Annotated in this window: 26 protein-coding genes; 5 read left to right on the top strand and 21 right to left on the bottom strand. The window is 33.4% G+C overall.

What is annotated here, in order from left to right:
• Positions 1-153: 153 nt before the first annotated feature.
• The 3 genes from MMJJ_RS07875 to MMJJ_RS07885 all read left to right on the top strand — a co-directional run bounded on the left by MMJJ_RS07875 (position 154) and on the right by MMJJ_RS07885 (position 3,289).
• On the top strand, positions 154-1,482 hold the full coding sequence (locus MMJJ_RS07875; RefSeq protein WP_104838340.1) for an FAD-dependent oxidoreductase: 1,329 nt from the start codon (positions 154-156) through the stop codon (positions 1,480-1,482).
• 142 nt (positions 1,483-1,624) lie between these two features.
• A complete protein-coding gene (hemB, locus tag MMJJ_RS07880) occupies positions 1,625-2,593 on the top strand; it encodes a porphobilinogen synthase (protein ID WP_104838341.1) in 969 nt (322 codons plus the stop codon).
• An 18-nt stretch (positions 2,594-2,611) separates the two neighbouring features.
• The gene (locus MMJJ_RS07885) at positions 2,612-3,289 is read left to right on the top strand and encodes a nuclease-related domain-containing protein (protein ID WP_104838342.1); all 678 of its coding nucleotides are present in this window, start codon (positions 2,612-2,614) and stop codon (positions 3,287-3,289) included.
• On the opposite strand, the gene MMJJ_RS07890 is transcribed toward MMJJ_RS07885, so the two are convergent.
• From MMJJ_RS07890 to MMJJ_RS07950, 13 genes are all read right to left on the bottom strand, one after another.
• Positions 3,290-3,793, bottom strand: coding sequence for a pyrimidine dimer DNA glycosylase/endonuclease V (locus MMJJ_RS07890; protein ID WP_104838343.1), 504 nt, complete (start codon positions 3,791-3,793; stop codon positions 3,290-3,292).
• A gap of 65 nt (positions 3,794-3,858) precedes the next feature.
• Entirely contained in the window at positions 3,859-5,523 is a 1,665-nt protein-coding gene (gene pheT / locus MMJJ_RS07895) for a phenylalanine--tRNA ligase subunit beta (protein ID WP_104838344.1), read from the bottom strand.
• A 40-nt stretch (positions 5,524-5,563) separates the two neighbouring features.
• Positions 5,564-6,613 carry a phosphoribosylformylglycinamidine cyclo-ligase gene (gene purM / locus MMJJ_RS07900; protein ID WP_104838345.1) on the bottom strand — a complete coding sequence of 350 codons (1,050 nt, stop codon included), beginning with the start codon at positions 6,611-6,613 and terminating at the stop codon, positions 5,564-5,566.
• Positions 6,614-6,675: 62 nt separating this feature from the next.
• Positions 6,676-7,575, bottom strand: a complete 900-nt coding sequence (locus MMJJ_RS07905; RefSeq protein WP_104838346.1) for a damage-control phosphatase ARMT1 family protein — start codon at positions 7,573-7,575, stop codon at positions 6,676-6,678.
• A 120-nt stretch (positions 7,576-7,695) separates the two neighbouring features.
• Positions 7,696-8,535, bottom strand: coding sequence for a CBS domain-containing protein (locus MMJJ_RS07910; protein WP_104838347.1), 840 nt, complete (start codon positions 8,533-8,535; stop codon positions 7,696-7,698).
• Between the two features lie 22 nt (positions 8,536-8,557).
• Complete coding sequence (locus MMJJ_RS07915) at positions 8,558-9,118, bottom strand: CBS domain-containing protein (protein WP_104838348.1); 561 nt, start codon at positions 9,116-9,118, stop codon at positions 8,558-8,560.
• A 90-nt stretch (positions 9,119-9,208) separates the two neighbouring features.
• Positions 9,209-9,712, bottom strand: a complete 504-nt coding sequence (locus MMJJ_RS07920) for a 6-carboxytetrahydropterin synthase QueD (RefSeq protein WP_011171194.1) — start codon at positions 9,710-9,712, stop codon at positions 9,209-9,211.
• A 92-nt stretch (positions 9,713-9,804) separates the two neighbouring features.
• The gene (fwdC, locus tag MMJJ_RS07925; protein WP_104838349.1) at positions 9,805-10,623 is read right to left on the bottom strand and encodes a tungsten-dependent formylmethanofuran dehydrogenase subunit FwdC; all 819 of its coding nucleotides are present in this window, start codon (positions 10,621-10,623) and stop codon (positions 9,805-9,807) included.
• A gap of 33 nt (positions 10,624-10,656) precedes the next feature.
• A complete protein-coding gene (fwdA, locus tag MMJJ_RS07930; protein WP_104838350.1) occupies positions 10,657-12,360 on the bottom strand; it encodes a tungsten-dependent formylmethanofuran dehydrogenase subunit FwdA in 1,704 nt (567 codons plus the stop codon).
• A 22-nt stretch (positions 12,361-12,382) separates the two neighbouring features.
• Positions 12,383-12,769, bottom strand: coding sequence for a tungsten-dependent formylmethanofuran dehydrogenase subunit FwdD (gene fwdD / locus MMJJ_RS07935; RefSeq protein WP_104838351.1), 387 nt, complete (start codon positions 12,767-12,769; stop codon positions 12,383-12,385).
• Between the two features lie 40 nt (positions 12,770-12,809).
• On the bottom strand, positions 12,810-13,052 hold the full coding sequence (locus MMJJ_RS07940; RefSeq protein ID WP_012194160.1) for a 4Fe-4S binding protein: 243 nt from the start codon (positions 13,050-13,052) through the stop codon (positions 12,810-12,812).
• A 22-nt stretch (positions 13,053-13,074) separates the two neighbouring features.
• The gene (gene fwdF, locus MMJJ_RS07945; protein WP_104838352.1) at positions 13,075-14,133 is read right to left on the bottom strand and encodes a tungsten-dependent formylmethanofuran dehydrogenase subunit FwdF; all 1,059 of its coding nucleotides are present in this window, start codon (positions 14,131-14,133) and stop codon (positions 13,075-13,077) included.
• A gap of 22 nt (positions 14,134-14,155) precedes the next feature.
• Positions 14,156-14,602: a 4Fe-4S binding protein gene (locus MMJJ_RS07950; protein WP_011171188.1), complete on the bottom strand. Its 447-nt coding sequence runs from the start codon at positions 14,600-14,602 to the stop codon at positions 14,156-14,158.
• A gap of 203 nt (positions 14,603-14,805) precedes the next feature.
• On the opposite strand from MMJJ_RS07950, the gene MMJJ_RS07955 reads away from it, so the two are divergent.
• Positions 14,806-15,420 (top strand): ThiF family adenylyltransferase, encoded by a 615-nt coding sequence (locus tag MMJJ_RS07955; protein WP_104838353.1) that lies wholly within the window; start codon positions 14,806-14,808, stop codon positions 15,418-15,420.
• A gap of 52 nt (positions 15,421-15,472) precedes the next feature.
• The gene (gene nadA, locus MMJJ_RS07960) at positions 15,473-16,390 is read left to right on the top strand and encodes a quinolinate synthase NadA (protein ID WP_104838354.1); all 918 of its coding nucleotides are present in this window, start codon (positions 15,473-15,475) and stop codon (positions 16,388-16,390) included.
• 10 nt (positions 16,391-16,400) lie between these two features.
• Here nadA and MMJJ_RS07965 read toward each other — a convergent pair whose 3' ends face one another.
• The 8 genes from MMJJ_RS07965 to MMJJ_RS08000 all read right to left on the bottom strand — a co-directional run bounded on the left by MMJJ_RS07965 (position 16,401) and on the right by MMJJ_RS08000 (position 21,919).
• A complete protein-coding gene (locus tag MMJJ_RS07965; RefSeq protein ID WP_104838355.1) occupies positions 16,401-16,760 on the bottom strand; it encodes a hypothetical protein in 360 nt (119 codons plus the stop codon).
• A 5-nt stretch (positions 16,761-16,765) separates the two neighbouring features.
• A complete protein-coding gene (pscS, locus tag MMJJ_RS07970; protein WP_104838356.1) occupies positions 16,766-17,908 on the bottom strand; it encodes an O-phospho-L-seryl-tRNA:Cys-tRNA synthase in 1,143 nt (380 codons plus the stop codon).
• Positions 17,909-17,935: 27 nt separating this feature from the next.
• Positions 17,936-18,703 (bottom strand): ATP-dependent sacrificial sulfur transferase LarE, encoded by a 768-nt coding sequence (larE, locus tag MMJJ_RS07975; RefSeq protein WP_220127021.1) that lies wholly within the window; start codon positions 18,701-18,703, stop codon positions 17,936-17,938.
• Between the two features lie 5 nt (positions 18,704-18,708).
• Positions 18,709-19,692, bottom strand: coding sequence for a biotin synthase BioB (bioB, locus tag MMJJ_RS07980; protein WP_104838358.1), 984 nt, complete (start codon positions 19,690-19,692; stop codon positions 18,709-18,711).
• 77 nt (positions 19,693-19,769) lie between these two features.
• On the bottom strand, positions 19,770-19,970 hold the full coding sequence (locus MMJJ_RS07985; RefSeq protein WP_104838359.1) for a hypothetical protein: 201 nt from the start codon (positions 19,968-19,970) through the stop codon (positions 19,770-19,772).
• A gap of 30 nt (positions 19,971-20,000) precedes the next feature.
• Complete coding sequence (locus tag MMJJ_RS07990) at positions 20,001-20,744, bottom strand: UPF0280 family protein (RefSeq protein WP_104838360.1); 744 nt, start codon at positions 20,742-20,744, stop codon at positions 20,001-20,003.
• 37 nt (positions 20,745-20,781) lie between these two features.
• A complete protein-coding gene (locus MMJJ_RS07995; protein ID WP_104838361.1) occupies positions 20,782-21,207 on the bottom strand; it encodes a molybdenum cofactor biosynthesis protein MoaE in 426 nt (141 codons plus the stop codon).
• Positions 21,200-21,919 carry a HesA/MoeB/ThiF family protein gene (locus MMJJ_RS08000; RefSeq protein WP_104838362.1) on the bottom strand — a complete coding sequence of 240 codons (720 nt, stop codon included), beginning with the start codon at positions 21,917-21,919 and terminating at the stop codon, positions 21,200-21,202. The genes MMJJ_RS07995 and MMJJ_RS08000 overlap by 8 nt, the downstream gene beginning before the upstream one ends.
• Between the last annotated feature and the right edge of the window lie 25 nt (positions 21,920-21,944).

A 21,944-nucleotide genomic window follows, 5' to 3' on the forward strand; every position in this document is an offset into this window, starting at 1 on the left:
ATACGCGGTTTAAAATTAAAAAAATGCTTTTTTAGGGCTCTATTTGATTAAATTTTTGTTATTATCAATTAAATTTATATATTTGAAAAAAGCTCCTATATTCTAAGAATTATTCGAAATTTACACAAATTTTTTAATTATTTTGGTGAAAATATGGACGTAGTAATAATAGGAAGCGGTGCAGGGGGACTTACAACTGCATCAAACATAAAAAAACACGATAAAAATGCAAAAGTAACAGTAATTACCTCAGATAAATATATTGCATACTCACCATGCGCTATACCTTACGTAATTGGTGAAGAAATTGCAGATTTTGATACTATTATCATGCACACACCTGAAGATTACAAGGCAAAAGGAATCGATGTAATTGTCGAAGCTGAAGTTTTAGACGTGATTTCAGGCGAAAACAAAGTAATTTACAAAAAAGATGGAAACGAAACAGAAATTAAATACGATAATTTAGTTTTAGCAACTGGGGGAACTCCATTTGTACCTCCGATCGAAGGAGTAAATTTAGATGGCGTATTTAAAGTAAGAACTATTGAAGATGGTCAAAAAATAACCGAATGGGCAAAAGACACTAAAAATGTAGTGGTTGCAGGTGCTGGAGCAATCGGCATTGAAATTGCATTTGGATTAAAAGAAATTGGGTTAAACGTAACTGTTGTTGAAATGGTTCCACAAGTATTCCCAAGAGCACTCGACCCAGACATGGCAGAAACTGTCCAAAAATATTTGGAAGAACAGGGAATTAAAATTATTCTTGAAAAACCTGTTGGAAAAATTATTGGAAACGACAAGGTCGAAGCTGTTTTAGTTGGCGAAGAAACAATTCCTGCAGAAATGGTAATTATGTCAACAGGAGTTAGATCAAACATCCAACTTGCTAAACGCGCAGGCTGTGACATTGGAAGATGGGCAGTTCTTACAAATGAAAAAATGCAGACATCAATCCCAAACATCTATGCAGTTGGAGATTGTGTTGAAGTAATCGATGCAATAACAATGCAAAACACACTTTCACCATTTGGAACAACCGCAGTAAGGCAGGGAAAAGTAGCAGCTAAATGTATTGCAGGACTTGAAGCAGAAATTAAACCTGTATTAAACAGTATGGTTTCAAAAATCGGAAAGCTTGAAATTGGTGGAACTGGAATGACTGAAACCGCTGCAAAGATGAATGGAATTGAAATTGTCTTAGGATACTCAAAATCACTTACAAGAGCAAGATACTACCCTGGCGGAAAACCAATTTACATAAAAATGGTTGCTGACAAAATGACGAGAAAAGTAATCGGTTGCCAGATTATTTCAGAAGAAAGAGTCGCAGAAAGAGTAGATGCAATGTCAGTTGCAATTTCAAATGGAATGACTGTTGAAGAATTAGCAAATCAAGAATTCTGTTATGCACCACCAGTTTCAATGGTAATTGACCCGATAGTTTTCGCTGCAGAAGATACGCTCGATAAATTTTAAGTACGATTATCGGCATCTCAGCCTTTTTTAAACTTTTTTATTGAATTTGAAAACAAAAACTATTATATTGTTTTAAACTATAATTTTTGATTACGACATATAATATATAATTTTAACAATTAATATACGATCAGGCGATTAAATGTTAATAAGGCCAAGAAGACTTAGAAAAAACCAGAAAATTAGAGATTTGGTAAGAGAAACCGTTTTAACTAAAAACGATTTAATAATGCCAATTTTCGTAGATGAAAATTTAAAAAACGATGAAAAAACTCCAATTAACTCAATGCCTGGACAATTCCGGTATGGTGTAGATTCCGCAGTTAAAGAATGCGTTGAAATTTCAAAATTGGGAGTTCCCGGAGTAATTTTGTTTGGAATTCCAACTGAAAAGGACGAATTTGCAAATTCTGCGGTAAATGAAAACGGTGGAGTTCAAAAGGTTATTTCAAAAGTAAAGGCCGAACTTGGGGACGATCTTTTAGTAATTGCGGATGTCTGTATGTGTGAATACACAAGCCACGGGCACTGCGGTATAATTAAAGGAGAAGAAATTTTAAACGACGAGACACTTGAAATACTTGGAAATATTGCTCTGTCATATGCAAAGGCCGGTGTTGATATTGTTGCACCATCTGACATGATGGATGGAAGGGTTTTAAAAATTAGAAATGTTTTGGATGAGAATGGATTTAAAAACGTTTCAATAATGAGTTATGCTGCAAAATATGCATCAGCATTTTACGGGCCATTTAGGGATGCTGCAGAGAGCACACCGCAATTCGGGGATAGAAAATCATACCAGATGGATATGGGAAACTCAAGAGAAGCCATAAAAGAGATAGAACTCGATATAAAAGAAGGTGCTGACTTAATTTTGGTAAAACCAGCTCTTCCGTATCTTGATATTGTAAAAATGGCAAAAGAAATATCTAATGTTCCAGTCGGAGGATACTGTGTAAGTGGGGAGTATTCAATGATTGAAGCAGCGGCAGAAAAAGGATGGCTTGATAGGGAAAAAGTAATATATGAAACGCTTTTAAGCATAAAACGGGCAGGGGCTGACTTTATAATAACATACTGGGCAAAAGAAGCTGCTACGTGGCTATAAATAATTATGAGGGGGATTATGGGATTTATAACTTCACTATCAAAACATAGTTTATCACCGATAAGTGGAAAATTAAATGAATATCCATTAAGTTTATTTTTAAGAAATCTTGATAAAAAGGATTATTTCATTTTAAAAGATTATAATCTGGGCCGTAATGGTAATTTAAGCGTTATCGATTACATCATAGTTTCAAAATACGGAATTTTCGTTATAAATTCAAAAAATCTGCCTGGAACTATTACAAATAAAGACGGTAAGTGGGTTCAAAAAATAAATGGATCTGAAAATTTAATTGAAAATCCTGTTTTAGAAACTTATAATTTAGTAAATTTATTAAAAAAAGAAGTTATTGCAGTAAAAGATATCGAAATAATTCCTATAATAATATTTAATGCTACATCAAAACTTGATTTTAATTTGGATGGCATTATAAACAGCCCTGAAATCATTAGAAAAATAAAAAGTTATAATAATCCGATAATCACCCAAAAGAAATGTGAAAGTATAATTTACAGTCTTTTACAGCCTAATAATTCAAAGAATGGATTGAATGTGGTTAAGTATCCTGTAAAAAAAATCATTGATGAAGGTAATAAACATTTCTGCCCAAAATGCGGTTCAAAACTTAAAGTTTCAGAAATCGAAAAAAGTTTTGTATGTCCAAATAATAAAAAATGCGGCTCAAAATTATAGTTAAATTTTGTTATTATTTTTATCTTTAATTCCCTTTAAATACCATTCAGGCGCTTTTCTTTTAGACCATTTACAAAAACTCGATTTTTCAGATATGTAGTAGTTGCGATATGCAGTTACAGCATTATCTGAGGTATATTCTTTTGGTATTGCCTGTGCAAAAGGTGTTAACTCAGTAATATCCGATTTTACCGGATTATATTCTAAGTATTTTAAAAGTTCAGAAGATTTATGTATTTTCCCGTATCTAAAAGTATATTCTGATAAAAGTGCTTTTAAAAGAGATAGCGCCCATTCGTAGTTTTTAGGAGATTTTGAAGCCCATATAACACAGGGGTGTTTTTCGTGCGTTTTTTTATAGCATTTTTCTTTATAAATTGAATCATGAATGTGGTGAACTGTTGATAAAATTTGTGCAGCTTCAAGAGGCATTTTTACAACGTGTTTGTCGCAGTGCATTTTAGCAGCTTTTAGTGGATCGCTATCTAAAATAAAAAGTTGCAAGATTGTTCACCTTTTGAAATTAAAAAATGATTTAAATTAATTTATGTCAAAAAAAGTTAAAATAGTTATTCGATAGTTATTTCAAATCCAACTACTGGATGTTCGAGTTCGAAGTTTAAAATAACTTCGGGGTGTATTTCTCCAAAGAATCCAACTTCTTTTCCACTTTTAAGTATTTTTGCACATCTTCCAGCTATGAATGCTGGGTGTTCATAGTTTTCAAATTCAAAACCTTCAAAAAACTCCCTTAGGAGTGCTTCAGTTGAGCTTTTTATTTCGTTAAAGTTCGTTAAAGGGTGTGTTATTGCACCCGCAATTTTCTTGATATTTTTACACTTTGTATCAGTTTCAGTATCTTCTTCATCGATAACTACACAGTCACCAACTTCAAATATTTTTTGAGGAAGAGCATTGTGCTTGTTAATGTAAAGCGTTTCCAAAAGAAGCGGTAAAATCGAAGTTCTAAGGACCCTATGTTCAATTGAAGCAGGTTTTAAAACTTCGATATAATCTTTTTCATCCACTTTTAAATTCATCTTTTCAAACAACGTGTCTTGATTTGAAAGTGTTAAATTCATAACTTCGTAGAATCCAAGTCCAATCATTAAATCAGACATTGCACTACATTTTTTCTCAACAGGATCTTTTGAGCCGGTAGTTGCAACCGAGGGTAATTTTCCTTCGAATTTCTCATATCCATAGTTTATAGCAATTTCTTCTTTCAAATCAACGTTATGCAAGATGTCATTTCTGTATGCAGGAATTTTTACAATCAAATTTCCATCTTCATAAAGTGCATCCATTCCTGATTTTTTAACAGCCTGAATTATTTCTCCAGGATTTAAATTTAGTCCTAATTTTTTATTAATTGATTCAACGGAAATTATTCTTGATTTTGGAGTCAAATCTGGATATTTTTTCCCGTTAACATCTACTGAAACAATGGTTCCGCGTCTTTCTGCAAGTGCACAGACGATAATGTTTAGTGTTTCTTCAACCGCTTCTTTTTCAGTTCCGGTAATGTCAATAAGTAAATTTTTAGATGTTGGGGTTACTTTTGTTAATGTTCCATTGATTATTGGAGGCATTGAAAGAACTTCGCCATTTACATCGACAATAATTGGGAATTTATCGTCTTGAATTAAATGGGCGTATTTTATTCCTTTTTCGTGTTTTTCAATAATTTCTCTAGGTGTCATTTCTTCGTTTTCATAACCTAATGGAACAAATTTAATTTCATCCCCTTTGATTTCTTTGTAAGTAAATGGAGCTTTTACTTTATCGAAGTCGTGAATTCCAATTGCAAGTTTCTTTCTATCTCTTCCAATTGCCCAGTGTAATTTTTCCTGAAGGTTTATCATGCTTTCAAGGACAAGGTCATCCATTAAAACATTTTTAACAAGTGCAAATGCGACATAAGGTCTTGTTTCATTTTCTTCAACAGTTACTTTAATGTCTGAATCAATCACTTCAAATTCTTGGATTCCTGTAGTAATTCCCATAAATCCTCTAAAACCTCTTGCAAGGCCTTCAACACTTAAATAATCTGGCCTATCAGGATTTATTGAAAACTGCACCATGTTCTGTTTTTTCCCGTTTTTATCGACTTCTTCGAATATTTCTTCTACTTCAACACCCATCATTGGGAATCTATCTTCTATTAATTTGTCCGAAAGCGAAATATTGCTCAATCGTTCCAAATCTACTTTATTCACGTTAATTGTAGGCACAGTATTCACCCATATTTTTAATTTAAACGTATATTCTAAATTATTCCATTATCATTTTTTTGTTATTGTATTCGACTAAAACTGTTTCTTTTTTAGTTTCGCCATTTACTTCAACGCTGTCTTCGATTTTTCCAATTACAAATGCAGGAATGTTGTGGTGGTTTGATATTTCAATTATTTTTTCTGCATCTTCCTTTTCAACAATTACACAAAATCCAATGCCCATATTGAATGTTTTAAACATTTCTTCATCTGCTACATTTCCTAAATTCTGCATTTCTTTAAATATTGGAAGAATTTCGGGTAATTCATCGATTTTGTAACATACTTCTTTGTTTAATCTTTTTAATTTTCTAAAACCGCCGCCAGTAATGTGTGCGAGTCCTTTTACATTCACTTGTTTAATCATTTCTAAAACTGGTTTCACGTAAATTTTTGTAGGGGTTAAAAGCTCTTCAGCAACTGTTTTTCCGTGTGATAATTTGCTGTTAACGTTGAGGTTTGCGATATCGAAAAATACTTTTCTTGCAAGTGATAAACCGTTACTGTGAATTCCACTGCTTCTTAAACCAACGATTAAATCACCAGGTTTTACTTCTTTTCCAGATACGATTTCATCTTTTTTAACAACTGCAAGAACAGTTCCTGCCAAATCTACTCCTTTAATCATGTTTGGAAGTGATGCAGTTTCTCCACCGATTAAATTGATGTTTGATTCTTTTATTCCGTCATTCAATCCTTTTCCAATTTGTGATGCAATGTCTTCTGTGATATCTTCAACAGCCATGTAGTCAACGAGAGCAACTGGTTCTGCTCCAATACAAATTGCATCGTTTACGTTCATTGCAATCATGTCAATTGGAACGGTGTCGAATTTGTTTGCCATTTCCGCAACAACCATTTTACTTCCAACACCATCAGTACAGAGCACTAAATAATAATCTCCAAATTCAATAGCTCCTGCATAGTGTCCTTTTAAATCAGCAGGTTTTATTGCATCAGTTCGTTCAAATTTAATTTGTGAAGCAAGCGCCCTTATGACCTTGTCTTCTTTATAAATATCCACACCAGCGTCTTTGTAAGTTACCAAAATACCACCTTAAAAATAAATGAATAAATGTTTTTCTCTATTGTAATCTGCCTTTATTAATTTTAAACTTTACTTATCTCTTTCCTTAAAAGAACGTTATCGCCTTCACATACTCCAACGTGTTCGGCAACAGGCTCACATTTTGCCTTTAAAATATAATAAACCGGAATTTTTTCAGAGTTTTGTCCGTGTTTTTCTTCATATTCGGTTAAACTTTCGTAATTTCCCATTCCTTTTGCAATAACAAAATCAGAACTGTTTAATTCATTTATGAATTCTTTTGAAGATTCTTCAAACCTTATTCCAATTGCATCAGTTCCGCTTGTAATTACTTTTGTTACTTGGTCGATTCCTGCGGTTTTAACGTCTTCGAGTGTTGCATCGTTTAATATTGGACTTCCTTTAACCGAAACAACAACTTCAACATAATTTTTAAGTTCTTTTATTAATGGAAGATCAAAAACAATTTCTCCCGCATTGTCGCAAGTGTAAAATACTTTTTTTGAATTTTTAAGTTCATTTAATAATTCTTCACTAAAATCAATATCTAATTTTCCATCAAGTGTTGATTTTACCATATTTTCGATATTGACTCCTGTACTATACGGGCCAAAATCAATTACGTTTCCTGCAATTGCTAATTTTACTTTTTTCTGCAATCTTTCAAGTTCATCATCACTTTCAAGTAATTTTTCAACATCATTTAGGTATTTAAGAGCAAATTCGTTTGCAACATCTTTTAAATTTTTGTAAGGGTCGCTATTTTTAGTCATTTCTTTTATGTATCTGTGAATTTCAGTACCCATAAATGATGGAACGGATGATTCACCATACATTTCGGAGATTTTTTCGAGTCCCCAACTTATAATTTTGAACTGTTCAGCTTTATCATCAGTTATTTCTTTTGCAACATCTACAACTTGCCGTGTAATGCAGAGTGCGCATTCTGGTTTAATTCTCAAAAGTCATCACCGGTAATGTAATAATCAAATTTGAAAAATAATAGTAAATATCACTATAAAAAATAAATGCCATTAAAAAAATAAAAATATAAAAAAAGTTAGTAATTTTTCAGTTATTATCTATTTTTTGTAAATGCACTTTACAATATCTTTTTCAGTAATTAATCCAATGAGTTTTTCCCCATCAACTACAGGGAGTACCCCAATATTTAATTCGTTCATCTTTTTAATTGCATCAATTAATTTAATATCCGAAGTTACTGAAACAATATCTGTTTTCATAATGTCCTGTATTCTTACGTTCGTAATTTCTCGAATATTTCCTGTTTTCATGTGGTTAAATGCCCAGTCACTTCCAAATAATTTTACAAAGTCCGTTGAAGTGATTATACCAACTAATTTTTCTTCAGAAACCACGGGAAGTCTTCTAAATCCATTTCTAAGCATTGTTCGTGCAACATCCTTTAATCTTTCCCCAGGTGTTGCAGATACTACGTTTTCAGTCATGCAGTCTTTTACAAGAAGCTTTTCGTCAACCTGGTCTTTTAAATATTTTATAACGTCCCTTTCGTTAATGGTGGTAATTAAAACGCCTGATTTATCAATTACGGGCATTCCACCAATTTTTTTTTCAACATATAAATCAATTACTTCATTTAATTCTGCATTCTCCTTTATTAATACCACATTGTCGGTCATTATTTCTTTCACAGGCTCGTTGATAGCAGAAAGCATGTTGTGATTGTGTTTGAACTTTACGAGGTTATATTTAGAGCCTCCTCCGAGAAAGTCCACAATATCCATGTTCGTCAAAATTCCTTCTACCCTTCCAGTTCCCGGATCTGCAACACATATCCTTCTGACGTTTTCTTTATCCATCATTGTGAGTGCTTCAATAATTTTTGTTGTAGGGTATACTTTTTCGACTTTTTTTTCGCCGACAATGGTTTTTATTTTCAAAATATCCCTCTTTTTTAGATAATTACTCTTCTTCGCCTTCAGAATCTTCATTGCAGTTTTTACAGATGTATCTTCCGTTGATGTAATTTACACTGTCTGTACTTCCGCAAATTTCACAAATCCCTTCAATTTCCTCATTTTTCGAGTACGGGTATTCTGAATTATGAATCTCGTTTGTTTCGACCATAATGTTGAAAAGTTCAGGAGATAGTTTTGTAATGTCGCTTACTGTAACTATTCCAAGTAACTCATCACCATCGATTACAGGGAGTCTTTTTACATTTTCCGCGTCCATTTTTCTAGCTGCATCCATCAGCGTAGATTTTGGAGCAATTGCTATTAATTTTGAAGAGGAAATTTCTTCAACAATTACTTCTTTTGATTTTAAATTCCTTGAAACAACTCCGAGTGCTAAATCCCTTTCTGTTATGATACCTACCGGTTTTCCAGCATCGTTTAACACTACTAAACATCCGATTCCTTTGTCTTTAAGGATATTTGCCACGTCGTAAGCTGTGGTATCCAATGTTACAGTGGCTACCGGAGTACTCATGGCTTCAGTTACTGAAAGCTCCAGGTTCATGTTATCACCAGGTTTAGAAAATAATCATGCTAAAAGTGTGCAAATTATAATTTATATAAATTTTTATTTGATTTTACGCCTTTTACACTATTATTTCAAGTGTAGGGTGTATCTTGCACCCTGTCCAATTCCTTCATTTACTGTAGTTTCAATCCATTCGATCGACTTTTCAAGATCCATTTTTTGAAGCTTATCTTCAATATAGTTCGTAAAGTAAATGGATAGGTCTTCTGCAGTAGTTGATTTTAAAGGGAGTAAATTAATGTCCTCTACGGGAAACATGTATTTTTTTACATTTCCCGATTTTTCAACGTATTCTAAGTAGATTGAATCTCCTTCCATTGAATATTCCATATTTTCATGGTCTCTTGGAACAAGCAGTTTATGGTCGAGTTCACTGCAAAGTTCTTTTACAATCTGTTTTAATATTTTAAAATCACAGACAAATCCAAATTCTCCTGATGGCTCCCCAGAGAGTTTTACGTCTACATAATAAGAGTGGCCGTGAATTACTCCGCAGCTGTCATGTCCAAATACAATGTGTGCTGCTGAAAATCGGAGCCCTGCATAAATTCCGTTTAATTCTAAAATCATAGTAGTCCTCCTTATTCTATAATTGATACTATACATATAGGAGTATAAAAAATAATTCAAAATAGCATTAATTTCAAAAATTAAAAAAAGTATTAAATTAAGTTTTTATTGTTTTCAATTGCTGCGTAAAGCTGTCCTTTTGGTTTTGTGTTTACGTAGTCTCCGCTGAATTTTATAAATGTTCCTTTCAACTGAGTTCCAGCATCTTTTTTAGATAATTTAACGAGTGGATCTTCAACTATTCCTTCGAATTTAAATGATGGAAGCGGTTCTAAGATTTTACCGTAAACTACGATAGCACCTTTCATCATTTCTCCACCAGCTCTTCCTTCAATATCTCCTTCGATGATAATCATACCGCCGTTTTGGTGAATTCCAGGCATTATTTTTGTGTTACCTTTAATAACAATCGTTCCACCTTTCAGGTACTCTCCAAGTTCGGATCCAGCATTACCAGTAATGGTAATTTTTCCACCGCTCATTCCTCTCCAGTCGCCCCTGTATGCAGAACCTACGTAGTTTTCAGCGTTTCCGTTGATGATGATTTCTCCGCCTTTAAGGTTTTGACCTACCCAGCTTTCAGCATCACCATTTACAGTAATTTTTCCGCCTTTCATTTCGACTCCAACGTACATTCCAGCGTCCCCGTTTACAACGATTTCGCCGGATGTCATTTTTTCGCCGATTCTTTTAACTTTTTTACAGCAATTGTTAATTGTTACTTTTGAAACAGGGCTTTCTTTGAGTTCAACGTCAAAGATTTCGCTTACTTTAGCAGTTTTGTTTCCCTGTATTAATTCAATTCCAGAAATTTCTTCTAAACTCATTTCTTGAATTTTTTCAGGAATTATTTTGTCCATTTCAACAGGGACTGATACATCGCCCTTCAAATTAAGAATTAATTCATTCATAATTTCACCTTAAAAAGATTAAATAAGATTTCCTTATTGTATTTCCGTAGCATCAATGTTTATTGGCATCCAGCTGTTTGCGTAAGCATCTTGAACTGGGTAGTTTTCCATATTTACGGAATAGAGTTTTTTAAACTTCATGTTGAGGTCTTTTAAAAGTTCTGCTTCTAAACTCTCGTTTATCTCTGCATTTACAAAGATTGTATCTCCGTAAACTTCTTTTACAACATTTCCGTTCTTTACAACTACATCGCCGTCTTTTAAAACATAAGCTGCTTCGAGGAATGCTTTTTCTATCTTTTTACCTGATTTTTCTTCAGGGTCGATGTCGTATATTGAAATGTCTGCTTTAGCACCAACGCCCAAATGGCCTCTGTCGCCGCTTAAACCAAGTACTTTTGATGAGTTTGCTCTTGTTATCTGTGCAATGTCATACATTGAGTATTCTCTGTCGGTTTCAGTTATATGGCTTTTTTCTGCAGCCCATTTGTGAACCCTATTTTGAATCCAGTCATCTCTGTATTCTTTGCTAAGTAACCAAGCGATAACTCTCGGGTATCTTATGAATGGTCCTGCATTAGGGTGGTCAGTTGTTAAAATCAATTTTTCAGGGTTTGTATAGAGGAAAATGTCTAAACCAATAGCCCACTGGAGGGAATAAACTGGTCCTTTTGGTGAGTAGATAAATGGAACAACACCTGAACCGGTTTCAAGTTCAACGTCACAGTTTGCCCATTTAAGGCCATTTGTCATGTGAAGATCGTATTCCATTGGTCCGTCAGCAGTCATGGTTGTAGTTTCATCAAGTGTAACTTGACCAACATCAATCATTACGTGTTTGTGTTTGTTCACGTAATCTGCAGTTTCTACTCCTTTACTTACACAGTCTTTCCATGAAGTTCCACCGTATGAGTGGAATTGGAGGTGCGTGTTATAGTAAACAGTATCTCTGTCGCCGAATTTTGGTTTAGCTTTGATATCTTTTACACAGTCCATTGTATCAATGGTGGTTTCCCAGTTTCCTGGGTGACCGAGGTTATTTGGGTGTACGTGAACGGAATGAGGTAACCCGAGCATTTCGTTTACTTTTGTAAGTCCTGTTACGATTTCTCTTGGTGTAATTCCAAAGTATGGGACTTCGTCATCTAACCCGTGTACGTTTTTACCCCAACCCCAAGCTTCTGTTCCGCCAGGGTTTACGATTTTTATTGCAAATCCTTTTGTTACTCTTAAAAGCCATGCAACGTATGCAGCACACATACTCAAATCGCCGTTTTTCAAGTACTCAAGTACCATCCAGCTGTTACCAAATAATGGCATTGCAGCTTTGTCAATTTGTGGTAAATCCATAAATTCTTCGTGTGTGTGTCTTGCAACAAGCGGAGGCATAGCTGCTTCGATAACTGTTGTGTAACCCATACCTGAGTATTGGTAACCTGTTTTGAATGTCGAAGGTATTGAAAATCCTGATCCTTGTCTCAATCCTTCTTTTGAAAATAGATCTTTTTTACTGTCTTCAGGTCTTAATGTCCTTCCAGTATTTACTTTAGCTCCTGCAATGTGGCTGTGTGAATCAACACCGCCTGCCATTACTACTTTATTATTTGCATCAATTTCTAAAGCATTTTTTGATACAGATTCTACGATTTTTCCGTCTTTCACGCAGATATCCATCTTTTCTCCGTTGACCTTGTTTAATGGGTCAAAGACGGTACCATTTCTTATGATATATTCCATGAGATCACCCAAAATATTCCAGTTATTCAATGTATGCTTTTCTCATTAAATCAGACATTAAAAGTACTTCTTCGTCAGTTTTTTCAACTTCTACTTCAAGAGGCCCTTTGAAAGAAGGCATTGCAGTACTTTCAGTATCTGGTAAAACAACTCTGTTTGCCCAAGGTCCCATTGGGATAAATATCATTCCAAGAGGCGCTGGCTGGTCAGTTGTAATTGCATTTACTGCAACATCACCGTATTCTGAAATTACTTTTATTGCATCGCCATCTTTAACGCCCAATGCATCCATGTCTTCTGGGTTCATGTAGCAGACTGCTGCAGCTTTTCTGTACATTTCAAGGTTCTTTCCAGCTTCAATGGCTTCGCCTTGCCAGATGGTTCGTCCCGTATTTAGCATAAATTTCATAATATCACCAACAATAGATAAGATATGCTTAAAATCTTAGTTATTTTACAATAACTAATTTAATGGCATCAACAGGGCATGCTTCAATACATGCACCGCATCCACCGCATAAGTCCCCGTTTACGATGGATACAACACCATTTTCTACTCTCATAATTAATTTTTCATCACTGCTTGGTCCTTTGCCACCATATACATCAGGATCTTGTGCGTTTACAGGGCATGCAACAACACAGTTTCCGCATCCGTGACATTTTTCAGGATATACTTCGAGTTTGTACATTAAATCACCTATAATATTCAAATTATTTCATTAATTTTGAGAAAGCTTTTTTCCATGCAGGTGCATTTGCTTCGGTCATATTTATTTTTGTTCTTTTAACTGTTAATGCATCAACAGGGCATGAATGCGTACATGCACCACATAAAATACATACATCCTGATTAACTACAACATTAGGTACTTTGTCTCCCTGTTTTTCAGGTTGAGGGAATACAAGTGCGTTACATGGACAAACTGAAATACATGCACCACAAGCGTTACATGCAGGCTCATCGATGATTAATTCTCCTTCAAATGGTTTTTCAACTTCTATTGCGTCAGCAGGACAGATGTTTGCACACCATCCACAGGATACACAGAGGTCTTTGTCGATGTTTGTTTGTCCTTTGATTTCGCCGTAGAGTTCTGGCTTTTTAATTTTGCTTGCAAGTGGACATTTGTAACAAATTGCTTCAATTGCATTGTGCGGACATGCTTTTTCACATACTTTACAGTACACACAAGCGTCTAAGTCTATTTTAATATCTGCAATTGGATTTAAGCTTAAAGCGTTCATGTCGTTTGGAATTAATTCAATTGCATCAGCAGGACAGTATTCAGCACAAATTCCACATAAAACACAATCATCTTTTTTAATTGTGATTTCTCCTAATACTAAGGATTTTCTTTCAGGAACTTCTCTTTCAACGTCAATAGCACATTGAGGGCATACTAATTCACACTGTTCACATAAAACACATTTGGATTGATTTAATTCAATTCCTCTTTTGATTTTAGGGTACTGTGGCATTTCAGTGATTGGTTTGTCGTTAATGCTTAATTTAACAGCATCGAATGGACATGCACATGCACACATACCGCACAAAACACATTTTTCTGAGATGTCTAATTTTGGAGCATCAATGTCCCCTTTAAAAATAGCACCTAATGGCCCCATTTCTATAGCGCTTGTAGGACAGATTTCGCTACAAATACCGCAACCAACGCAGGTACAGTCGTCCCATTTCAAGACTCTTTTTTCAACGCCAGATCTTGAAATTTCAATGACGCCATCATTTTCGTCTTTTTTGAAGTTTTTCATTGTACTTCCTCCCTAATTTCGATTATTTGACTATTTTCAAAGCACCAACAGGACATTCGGAAACGCATTTGCAACAGAGAATACACTTTTCCCTGTCTATTGATATGCCAATGTCTTCGGAATATACCGAAATTGCCCCGTATTCGCATTCAAGGCATTTGCCACATGCGATACACTTTTCCATGTCAATACTTATTGTTATATTGTATATCCGTTCTATTAACTTTTTAGTAATCTGCTTGTTGTCACCAAGCGAAGTAATTAATGGAATGCCGTGTTCTTTGGGTAAAGATATAATCTCTTCAGAGACTCTCATGACCTTATCTGATGGATATCTGCCGTGTAAGTAGTGGGAGATGATTGAACGATCCATTTCTAGAAACTCTGCTATTTCTCTTTGAAGTTTCCCTTCTTTTCGCATATTTATTGCGACTACTGCTTTGATCCCGGATAGTATATGTTCTGGCATAATTTCATCTCATGTGAGTCATATACAACATACACCTCATTTCTATATATATGATTCTTCTAAATTCAAATGATAAGTTATATATACAGATGTTAGGTTTGCTAACGTTATCTTTATATTAATAAAGGATAATTATATTTTAAATTGAAAAATTTAATTGAAAAATGTCAATTTTAAATAAATATATTATTTGTGTGGTTTTTATGGATATTAAAGCACTAGAAGATAAATTAAAGCCAAAAGGAACTGTTTCTATTATTGGATGTGGAAGGTTAGGGATTAGAATTGCAATGGATCTTTTGGAAGTTCACAGGGGCGGATTTGAAAAGATCCAGATTTTTGATGCAGCAAGGATTGATCAAAATGATATAGTCCACAGAAAACATGGTGCAAAACTTGGAGAATATAAAATAAATTTTTTAAAAGAATTTTTCCCTGAAAAAATTGAAGCATTTTTTGAAGATGTCAATGAAGAAAATATAAAAAAAATAACTGGCGATGTTGTTTTAATTGTTTTTGCAGGTGGAAATACTCTTCCAATTAGGAAAAAAATTGTAGACTACTGTAATAATACTAAAAAAGTTGCAATTGGAACTAATGGGGTATTTGGATTTGATCCTGCAATTAAAATTGGAGATGCGAAGACTGAAAAAGGCCCTGTAGAATTTTTAAAAGTGGAAAGTGAAGGGCATTTGGTAGTTGGCACGGGTAAATTTATAAAAGATATGGAACCAATAACACCATACACTTTAGATGAGATGGCAAAACACCTCGTTATTGAATCTTTGAAAATCAAAAAAGAATTACTGAAAAACTAATAACCTAATAAAACAATGATTCAGGTTAAAATCACAAAGTTCTGGTGTTTTTATGGATATAATTGAGAGAATAAACAAATTGAAAAACGAGAAAAACGCAGTAATTTTGGCACACAACTACCAGCCAGAAGAAATCCAAAAAATTGCAGATATTATTGGAGATTCACTAGAACTCTGCATTGCTGCAAGAGATACCGATGCAGATGTAATCGTATTCTGCGGTGTAGATTTCATGGCAGAAACGGCAAAAGTATTAAACAGTGGGAAAAAAGTACTTATTCCCGAAATTATTGAAACAGACTGCCCAATGGCACACCAACTTCCCCCAGAAGTGATACTTGACGCAAAAAAAGAGTATCCTGATGCAAAAGTTGTAATTTATGTAAATACACTTGCTTCTGCAAAAGCACTGGCTGACGCAACATGTACTTCTGCAAATGCTGATAGGGTTGTGAATTCTTTCGAAGAAAACGAAGTATTATTTGGTCCAGACAATAATTTGGGTTATTTTGTATCAAAAAGGTCAAATAAAAAAATTATTCCAATGCCTGAGGGCGGACACTGCTATGTTCACAAAATGTTTACAATTGATGATGCAAAAGCAGTAAAAGAAAAGTATCCAAATGCAGAACTTTTAATACACCCTGAAAGTGACCCAAAATTACAGGAAAGTGCTGACTACGTGATGAGTACTGGTGGAATGGTAAAACACGTTTTAAATTCAGAATGCAGCGAATTTATTATCGGAACAGAATGCGACATGATATCCCGGCTTAAAATAGAATTGGAAAAAGTGGGGAAATCAAAAAAACTAATTCCTTTAAGAACTGACGCAATCTGCAAATCGATGAAAAACATAACTTTAGAAAAAATAGAACAATGTCTTTTGGAAGAAAAACATGAAATAACGCTTGATGAAAAAATAATTGAAAATGCAAGAAAAGCAATTGAAAGAATGCTTTCAATTTAATTTTTTTATTTTATTCTTCTTTTACGTAGTATCTAACCATTTCTTCGGTTTCATCGAATATTTCAGCTTTGTAATACTCTACATCGCCGTTAGTATCGACTTTTACATATACATTTTCTACATTTTTGTATTTTTCACCAGTTTGAGCAACCCTCGGGGTAGCCGCTTGTGAAAATGCGTCCCCTTCTCTTGTGTATTCAAATATTATGTTTTGACCTTCAACAGTGTATCCTTGGTATTCTACGCCGCCCATACTAAAGGTAACTCCTAAAAATACGTACTTTTCAGGAGTATCTGGCCCAAATGAGAAATATATTGCGCTCGCAAGAATTAAAAGCGCAATTACTGGGAGTATATACTTAGAACTCATTAAATTCACCTTAACTCGTTTATAATAGATTTCATGCTATTTATCACGTAGTCAACTTGAGTATTGGTTAATCCATAAACACTCATTTTGAATTCTTTTGTAACTCCTCTTCTGATTCCGCCGATTCCTCTTTTCTTCAATTCTTCGTAGAAGAAAAATCCTCTTCGTTTATCTTTTTCTGCAATTTCATCTAAAATCGGGGTTTCAAATCTTATGATATCGTGGTTTCTTGGTCTTTCCCCAATCTGTTTAAATCCTAATGGTTCAAGCTCATTAACCACTTTTCTTGTTTTTTCAAGTTCTAAATCCCAATTTTTAACTCTTTCAATCAGGTGTTCAAAGCTTGCCATCAAACTTAAAATTGGAATTCCTCGGCTAGTGCAACCAAGCATCTGGAGTTCTTTTAATACATTTACTTTTGAAGTTTCAAGCACTTCATCTTCATATTTTTTATTTATTGAAAGAAGACCGCATGGGCCAGATGCAGCCATACTTTTGTGTCCTGATGCTGCAATAAAGTCCACATTTAATTTTTTTCCATCAATTGGCATTCTTCCCGCAGAATATGCACAGTTTAATAAAAATGGATATCCTTTAGATTTTGCAATTTTTCCAACCTTTTCAACATCTGCAACGTTTCCGTAATTTCCATCAACGTGTGTTAAAAGGATTAATCCGATATTTTTTTTAGAATCTTCGAGCATGTCAATTTTTTCAGCATAACTTTCAGGAATTACTCTAAATGTCGGGTATTCTTCAATTTCAGTTCTTTCGTAGTTTAATTTAGCTCTTTCAAGTGCTACATATGAAGTATAGTGGGCATTTCCATCCAAAACTACGTAATCGCCTTCTTTACAGATGGAATTCATAACAGCGTATTTACTTTCCCTTGCACCGTGTGTAGGTCTTGTTATGTCCATTCCTAAAAATTTGGACATGTCTTCTAAAAATTCGTTTATAGGGGGAGTTTCGATTTGGTCGAGTCTTCCTGAACAGTAATCGCAGACACTGTACCCATCCCAGTATTCATAGATTATTTTCTTAGATTCAGTTGGTAGGATTCCTCCTCTCTGAATTGGATTTAAGTTAATCATTTCTCTTTCGAGATTTCTAGTAATATTTTTGTATTTATCAGTATTTATCTCCATAAAATCACCAATTCTCGCGTAATTTAATTATTTAAAATTGAGGTCGAGTACAACCTTTTCAAACCCTATTTTTTTAAGTTCTGTATTTATTATTTCTATCGAATCATTATCAAATATTTTTTTTGATTCTTTTTTAGTCATCTCGATAATTGCAATATTTTCAAGGTATCGAACCCTTAAATAACTTTCAATATGGAAGTTTGATTTTATAAACGCTTCTGCTAAATTCGATTTAGCCATATTTTCTTTAGAAATTGGCGCTGATAAAATACGGGTTGCCATACAGGTATCTTTTTTTGGAATATCAATTTTCAAGTATTTTGATAATTCAAAAACATCATTTTTACTGAATTTTAAATTAGAAAGGGGGGAAATTATATTTTCTTCATTAAAAGCTTTTATTCCCGGCCTATCTTCAAATATATCATCGTAAATTGTTCCATCGACAATGATATCATAGTTCAATTCATTTTTTATTCTTTTAAGTTCTTCTGCAATTCTTTTTTTACAGTTGTAGCATCTGTTTTTTAAGTCTTTTGAAATGATTTCATTTAAATAATCTATTTTCATGGTTTTTTGAGGAATGTTGTATTTTTTAGCACGATTTTCCGCTTTTTTTATTACATTTTCAGAAAAAAATCCGTTATCAATCGTTACCGCAAGTGTTTGTGCATTATCGCTTGCAATTTTTGAAATAAGTGTGCTGTCAACACCCCCAGAATATGCAACAACCACTTTTTTGTTTTTGAAAAACTCAAGTAACGAGTTATATTTTTCAAGCAAACCTTTTTTCATGATTTTCACCGCTCAAAACCCATTTCTTCAATCATTTTTAAATCAGACTGGATATTTTGCCCATTTGTAGTTAAATAGTTTCCAATCATTAAACCATCAAGTGCAAGAAGTGAATATTTCTGCATATCTTTTAAAACATGTTCTCTTCCACCACAAAGCCGAATTACTTTATCTGGAAGTGCAATTCTTGCAATACATATCGATTTTAATGCATCACGGGAATTAATTCGAGATATATCTCCAGAATATATTCTATCATGAATTTTGGTACCGTAAATTGGATTTAGTAAATTTAGAGCAACACTATCAACATCAAGTTTTTTTAACTCCATAAATAAATCAATCCTATCTTCAATAGATTCACCCATTCCAAAAATTCCGCCGCTGCACATCTCAAGCCCTATTTTTTTAGCTTCGAGAATTACTTTTACTTTTTCGCTGTAATCGTGGCTTGTACAGATATTTTTAAAGTAGTTTTCAGATGTTTCAAGGTTATTGTGGATTCTTACGTTTCTTTCTTTTAAAGCTTTTAATTTATCTTTATTTAAAAGCCCTAATGAAACGCAAACCTTTAATTTCGTTTTATTTTGAATTTCTTCAATCGATTCAATAATATTTTCAAATTCTAAATCTGTAACTGTTTTTCCACTAACAACAATCGAAAAGCGGTTTGAATATTTTTCAACCGATTTAGCATTTTTTAAAATCTCTTCTTTTGATTTTAATCCGTAAGTTTCTATTTTTGAACGGTTATGTTTTGATTGAGAGCAGAATATGCAGTTTTCAGGACAGATTCCTGATTTGGCATTTATAATTGAGCACAAATCAATATTATCCTTATTAAATAATTTTTTTAAGTTATATGATATATCTAGCAAATCATTTAAGTTTAAATTCCACAAATCAATTAAATCGTTTCTATTTAGTTTTTCAGAAGCTGATTTTTCGTAAATTTCTAAAGAATCAGAATTTAATTTAATTTCCTTCAAAAAACCACCTTTATGGCGAATAAGTTTCTAAAATAATTTTAAAAATAGTATTTGTTTTTACATTTTAAATTTAATGATCATCTATTTTCTTCAGATCCATACGGTTCATCATTTGAATTATCGTATTTTTCTTCGTTTTCTTCTTCATATTCTTCGTTTAAAACGGCGGCCTGAACAGTTTCGTTTGACGGATCAGTGTAGTCGGCACATCCTGTGAGGATTATGCAGAATATTATTGTAGAAATTAAAATTATACCTTTGATTGCTCTTGAATTCATGATTTACACCAATTATATTATAATTTTACATCAAACCATTTCAAAAACATTTCCTAAAACTTCTTTTTTATCCGTTTTTATCAATTGAGGTATTTTTCCAATTTTTCCAGCGTGTTCTCCAAATACTACAAAAACACCATCAATTTTTGAAATAGTTTCAGCTTTTTCAAGGCAATTATTTATTGCATCAACAGCATTTCCAACTGCAAAATTTCCAATCGAAGTTGCAACAGCATCGGCAATAATCGCAGATTTTGAAAAAACTGTAACTGAATCGGCATTTCCAAGGCTTACGGAGTGTCCGACAGTTCCTGAGGAAGTACAGATTCCATATCCATTTTTCATTTTTTCTTTTTTTAGTTTAAATCCTAAATTTCCAGAAAGTGATGAATTTCCTGCATAAAGCCCGACAGTCGTATCCATTTCGCATTTTAAACAGATATCTCCACCATTTTCAGAAATTGCATTTTTACAGTCATTTTCAATTAAATTTTCAACAATTAATTGGCTGAATGTTCCTGCAACTGCTGCCATTGGTCCAACATCTGCATTAAATCCAGCTTCAGCCATTAATTTTATAATTTCTGGTGCATTATCTGGCACTTCAACGGGAGAATAACTAGTTAAAAATATGGGATTTCTTAAAATATAATTTTCAAGGTTTAATCTTTCATTAATAATTGTATTTTTCGCCATTTTAAAAAATTTGGGATTATCTACTTTTAAAAGAATATTTGTTTCTTTAATGGATATTTTTTCTTGAAAAAATTTCATAGTATTCCTTTTTAAAATTAAAATAAATTAGAATGATTTAGTGTTGTTCTACCCAGTAGGAACCATCTTTTGAAAATTCCTTTTTCCATATTGGAACTTCTTCTTTTAAGCTGTCGATCAAATATTCACAGGCTAAAAATGCTTCTTTTCTGTGTTTTGCTCCAACAACTATCAATACAATATTATCCCCTACTTTTAGCGTTCCAATCCTGTGAATCAATGTAGCATCGATAATGTTAAACTTTTCAATCGCCCTATTTTTTAATTCTTCAAGTTTTTTTGAAGCCATCTGTTCGTAGCATTCAAATTCAATAAATTCAGCCTCTTTTTCAACGCCTTTATTGTAACCTACGTTTCTAACAACCCCTACAAAATTTACAAGTCCACCTATTTCAGGATGATTTTTTAAAAGGGCTTTAGTTTCAACGTCAATGTTAAAATCTTCATTAGACACTCTAATCATTTAAACCACCGCAAATTTTACATTCAGGATTTTTCTTTATATTAAACGTGAAATAGTCATTTGTTCGCATATTTATTGAAAGCAATTTATTTTTTAAAGGAGTTCCAATTCCAGTTATTAATTTTATCGCTTCACTCGCCTGAATTGAACCAATTACTCCAGGGGTTACTCCAAGTACCGGAAAAGACTTATTTTTTTCTTCATCTTTTAATTTAAAAATACATTCAATACATGGAGTTTTATTTGGAATTATCGTTGTAACCTGGCCTCTTAAATCTTCAATTGCGCCATGAACGAGGGGGATTTTATATTTATTTGAAAATCTATTTAATAAATATCTAGCTTTAAAATTATCAAGACAGTCAATAATAACATCTGAATTTTTGATGTGATTTTCGTTTACTTTTTCAGGATAAATTTCAATGTTTATCTCTGAATTAATACTTTCTAACTTTTCTTTTGCAGAAATAACCTTTTTTATTCCAATGTCCTTTTCAAAATGCAAGATCTGTCTGTTTAAATTTGAAAGTTCAACTTCCTGATAATCAACTAATTTTAAGTTTCCAACTCCTGCGGCAGCTAGATATTGTGAAACAACGGTTCCAAGGCCCCCAACACCGACAACAGTTACAGTTGCATCTAGCAGTTTTTTTTGGCCAGTTTCTCCGAAATCATCCATTAAAATCTGTCTTTTGTATCTTTCCAAGTTCATAGTATCACAGTTATTTAAACAACTA

Source organism: Methanococcus maripaludis, assembly GCF_002945325.1.
Taxonomy (GTDB): Archaea; AGJL01; Methanococci; order Methanococcales; family Methanococcaceae; genus Methanococcus; species Methanococcus maripaludis.

Excerpts from the sequence above, each read along its gene's own strand:
- MMJJ_RS07875 (WP_104838340.1), top strand. The coding sequence starts at position 154 with ATGGACGTAGTAATAATAGGAAGCGGTGCAGGGGGACTTACAACTGCA.
- hemB (WP_104838341.1), top strand. The coding sequence starts at position 1,625 with ATGTTAATAAGGCCAAGAAGACTTAGAAAAAACCAGAAAATTAGAGAT.
- MMJJ_RS07885 (WP_104838342.1), top strand. The coding sequence starts at position 2,612 with ATGGGATTTATAACTTCACTATCAAAACATAGTTTATCACCGATAAGT.
- MMJJ_RS07915 (WP_104838348.1), bottom strand. The coding sequence starts at position 9,118 with ATGAACCTGGAGCTTTCAGTAACTGAAGCCATGAGTACTCCGGTAGCC.
- MMJJ_RS07920 (WP_011171194.1), bottom strand. The coding sequence starts at position 9,712 with ATGATTTTAGAATTAAACGGAATTTATGCAGGGCTCCGATTTTCAGCA.
- fwdC (WP_104838349.1), bottom strand. The coding sequence starts at position 10,623 with ATGAATGAATTAATTCTTAATTTGAAGGGCGATGTATCAGTCCCTGTT.
- fwdA (WP_104838350.1), bottom strand. The coding sequence starts at position 12,360 with ATGGAATATATCATAAGAAATGGTACCGTCTTTGACCCATTAAACAAG.
- fwdD (WP_104838351.1), bottom strand. The coding sequence starts at position 12,769 with ATGAAATTTATGCTAAATACGGGACGAACCATCTGGCAAGGCGAAGCC.
- MMJJ_RS07940 (WP_012194160.1), bottom strand. The coding sequence starts at position 13,052 with ATGTACAAACTCGAAGTATATCCTGAAAAATGTCACGGATGCGGAAAC.
- fwdF (WP_104838352.1), bottom strand. The coding sequence starts at position 14,133 with ATGAAAAACTTCAAAAAAGACGAAAATGATGGCGTCATTGAAATTTCA.
- MMJJ_RS07950 (WP_011171188.1), bottom strand. The coding sequence starts at position 14,602 with ATGCCAGAACATATACTATCCGGGATCAAAGCAGTAGTCGCAATAAAT.
- MMJJ_RS07955 (WP_104838353.1), top strand. The coding sequence starts at position 14,806 with ATGGATATTAAAGCACTAGAAGATAAATTAAAGCCAAAAGGAACTGTT.
- nadA (WP_104838354.1), top strand. The coding sequence starts at position 15,473 with ATGGATATAATTGAGAGAATAAACAAATTGAAAAACGAGAAAAACGCA.
- MMJJ_RS07965 (WP_104838355.1), bottom strand. The coding sequence starts at position 16,760 with ATGAGTTCTAAGTATATACTCCCAGTAATTGCGCTTTTAATTCTTGCG.
- pscS (WP_104838356.1), bottom strand. The coding sequence starts at position 17,908 with ATGGAGATAAATACTGATAAATACAAAAATATTACTAGAAATCTCGAA.
- larE (WP_220127021.1), bottom strand. The coding sequence starts at position 18,703 with ATGAAAAAAGGTTTGCTTGAAAAATATAACTCGTTACTTGAGTTTTTC.
- MMJJ_RS07985 (WP_104838359.1), bottom strand. The coding sequence starts at position 19,970 with ATGAATTCAAGAGCAATCAAAGGTATAATTTTAATTTCTACAATAATA.
- MMJJ_RS07990 (WP_104838360.1), bottom strand. The coding sequence starts at position 20,744 with ATGAAATTTTTTCAAGAAAAAATATCCATTAAAGAAACAAATATTCTT.
- MMJJ_RS07995 (WP_104838361.1), bottom strand. The coding sequence starts at position 21,207 with ATGATTAGAGTGTCTAATGAAGATTTTAACATTGACGTTGAAACTAAA.
- MMJJ_RS08000 (WP_104838362.1), bottom strand. The coding sequence starts at position 21,919 with ATGAACTTGGAAAGATACAAAAGACAGATTTTAATGGATGATTTCGGA.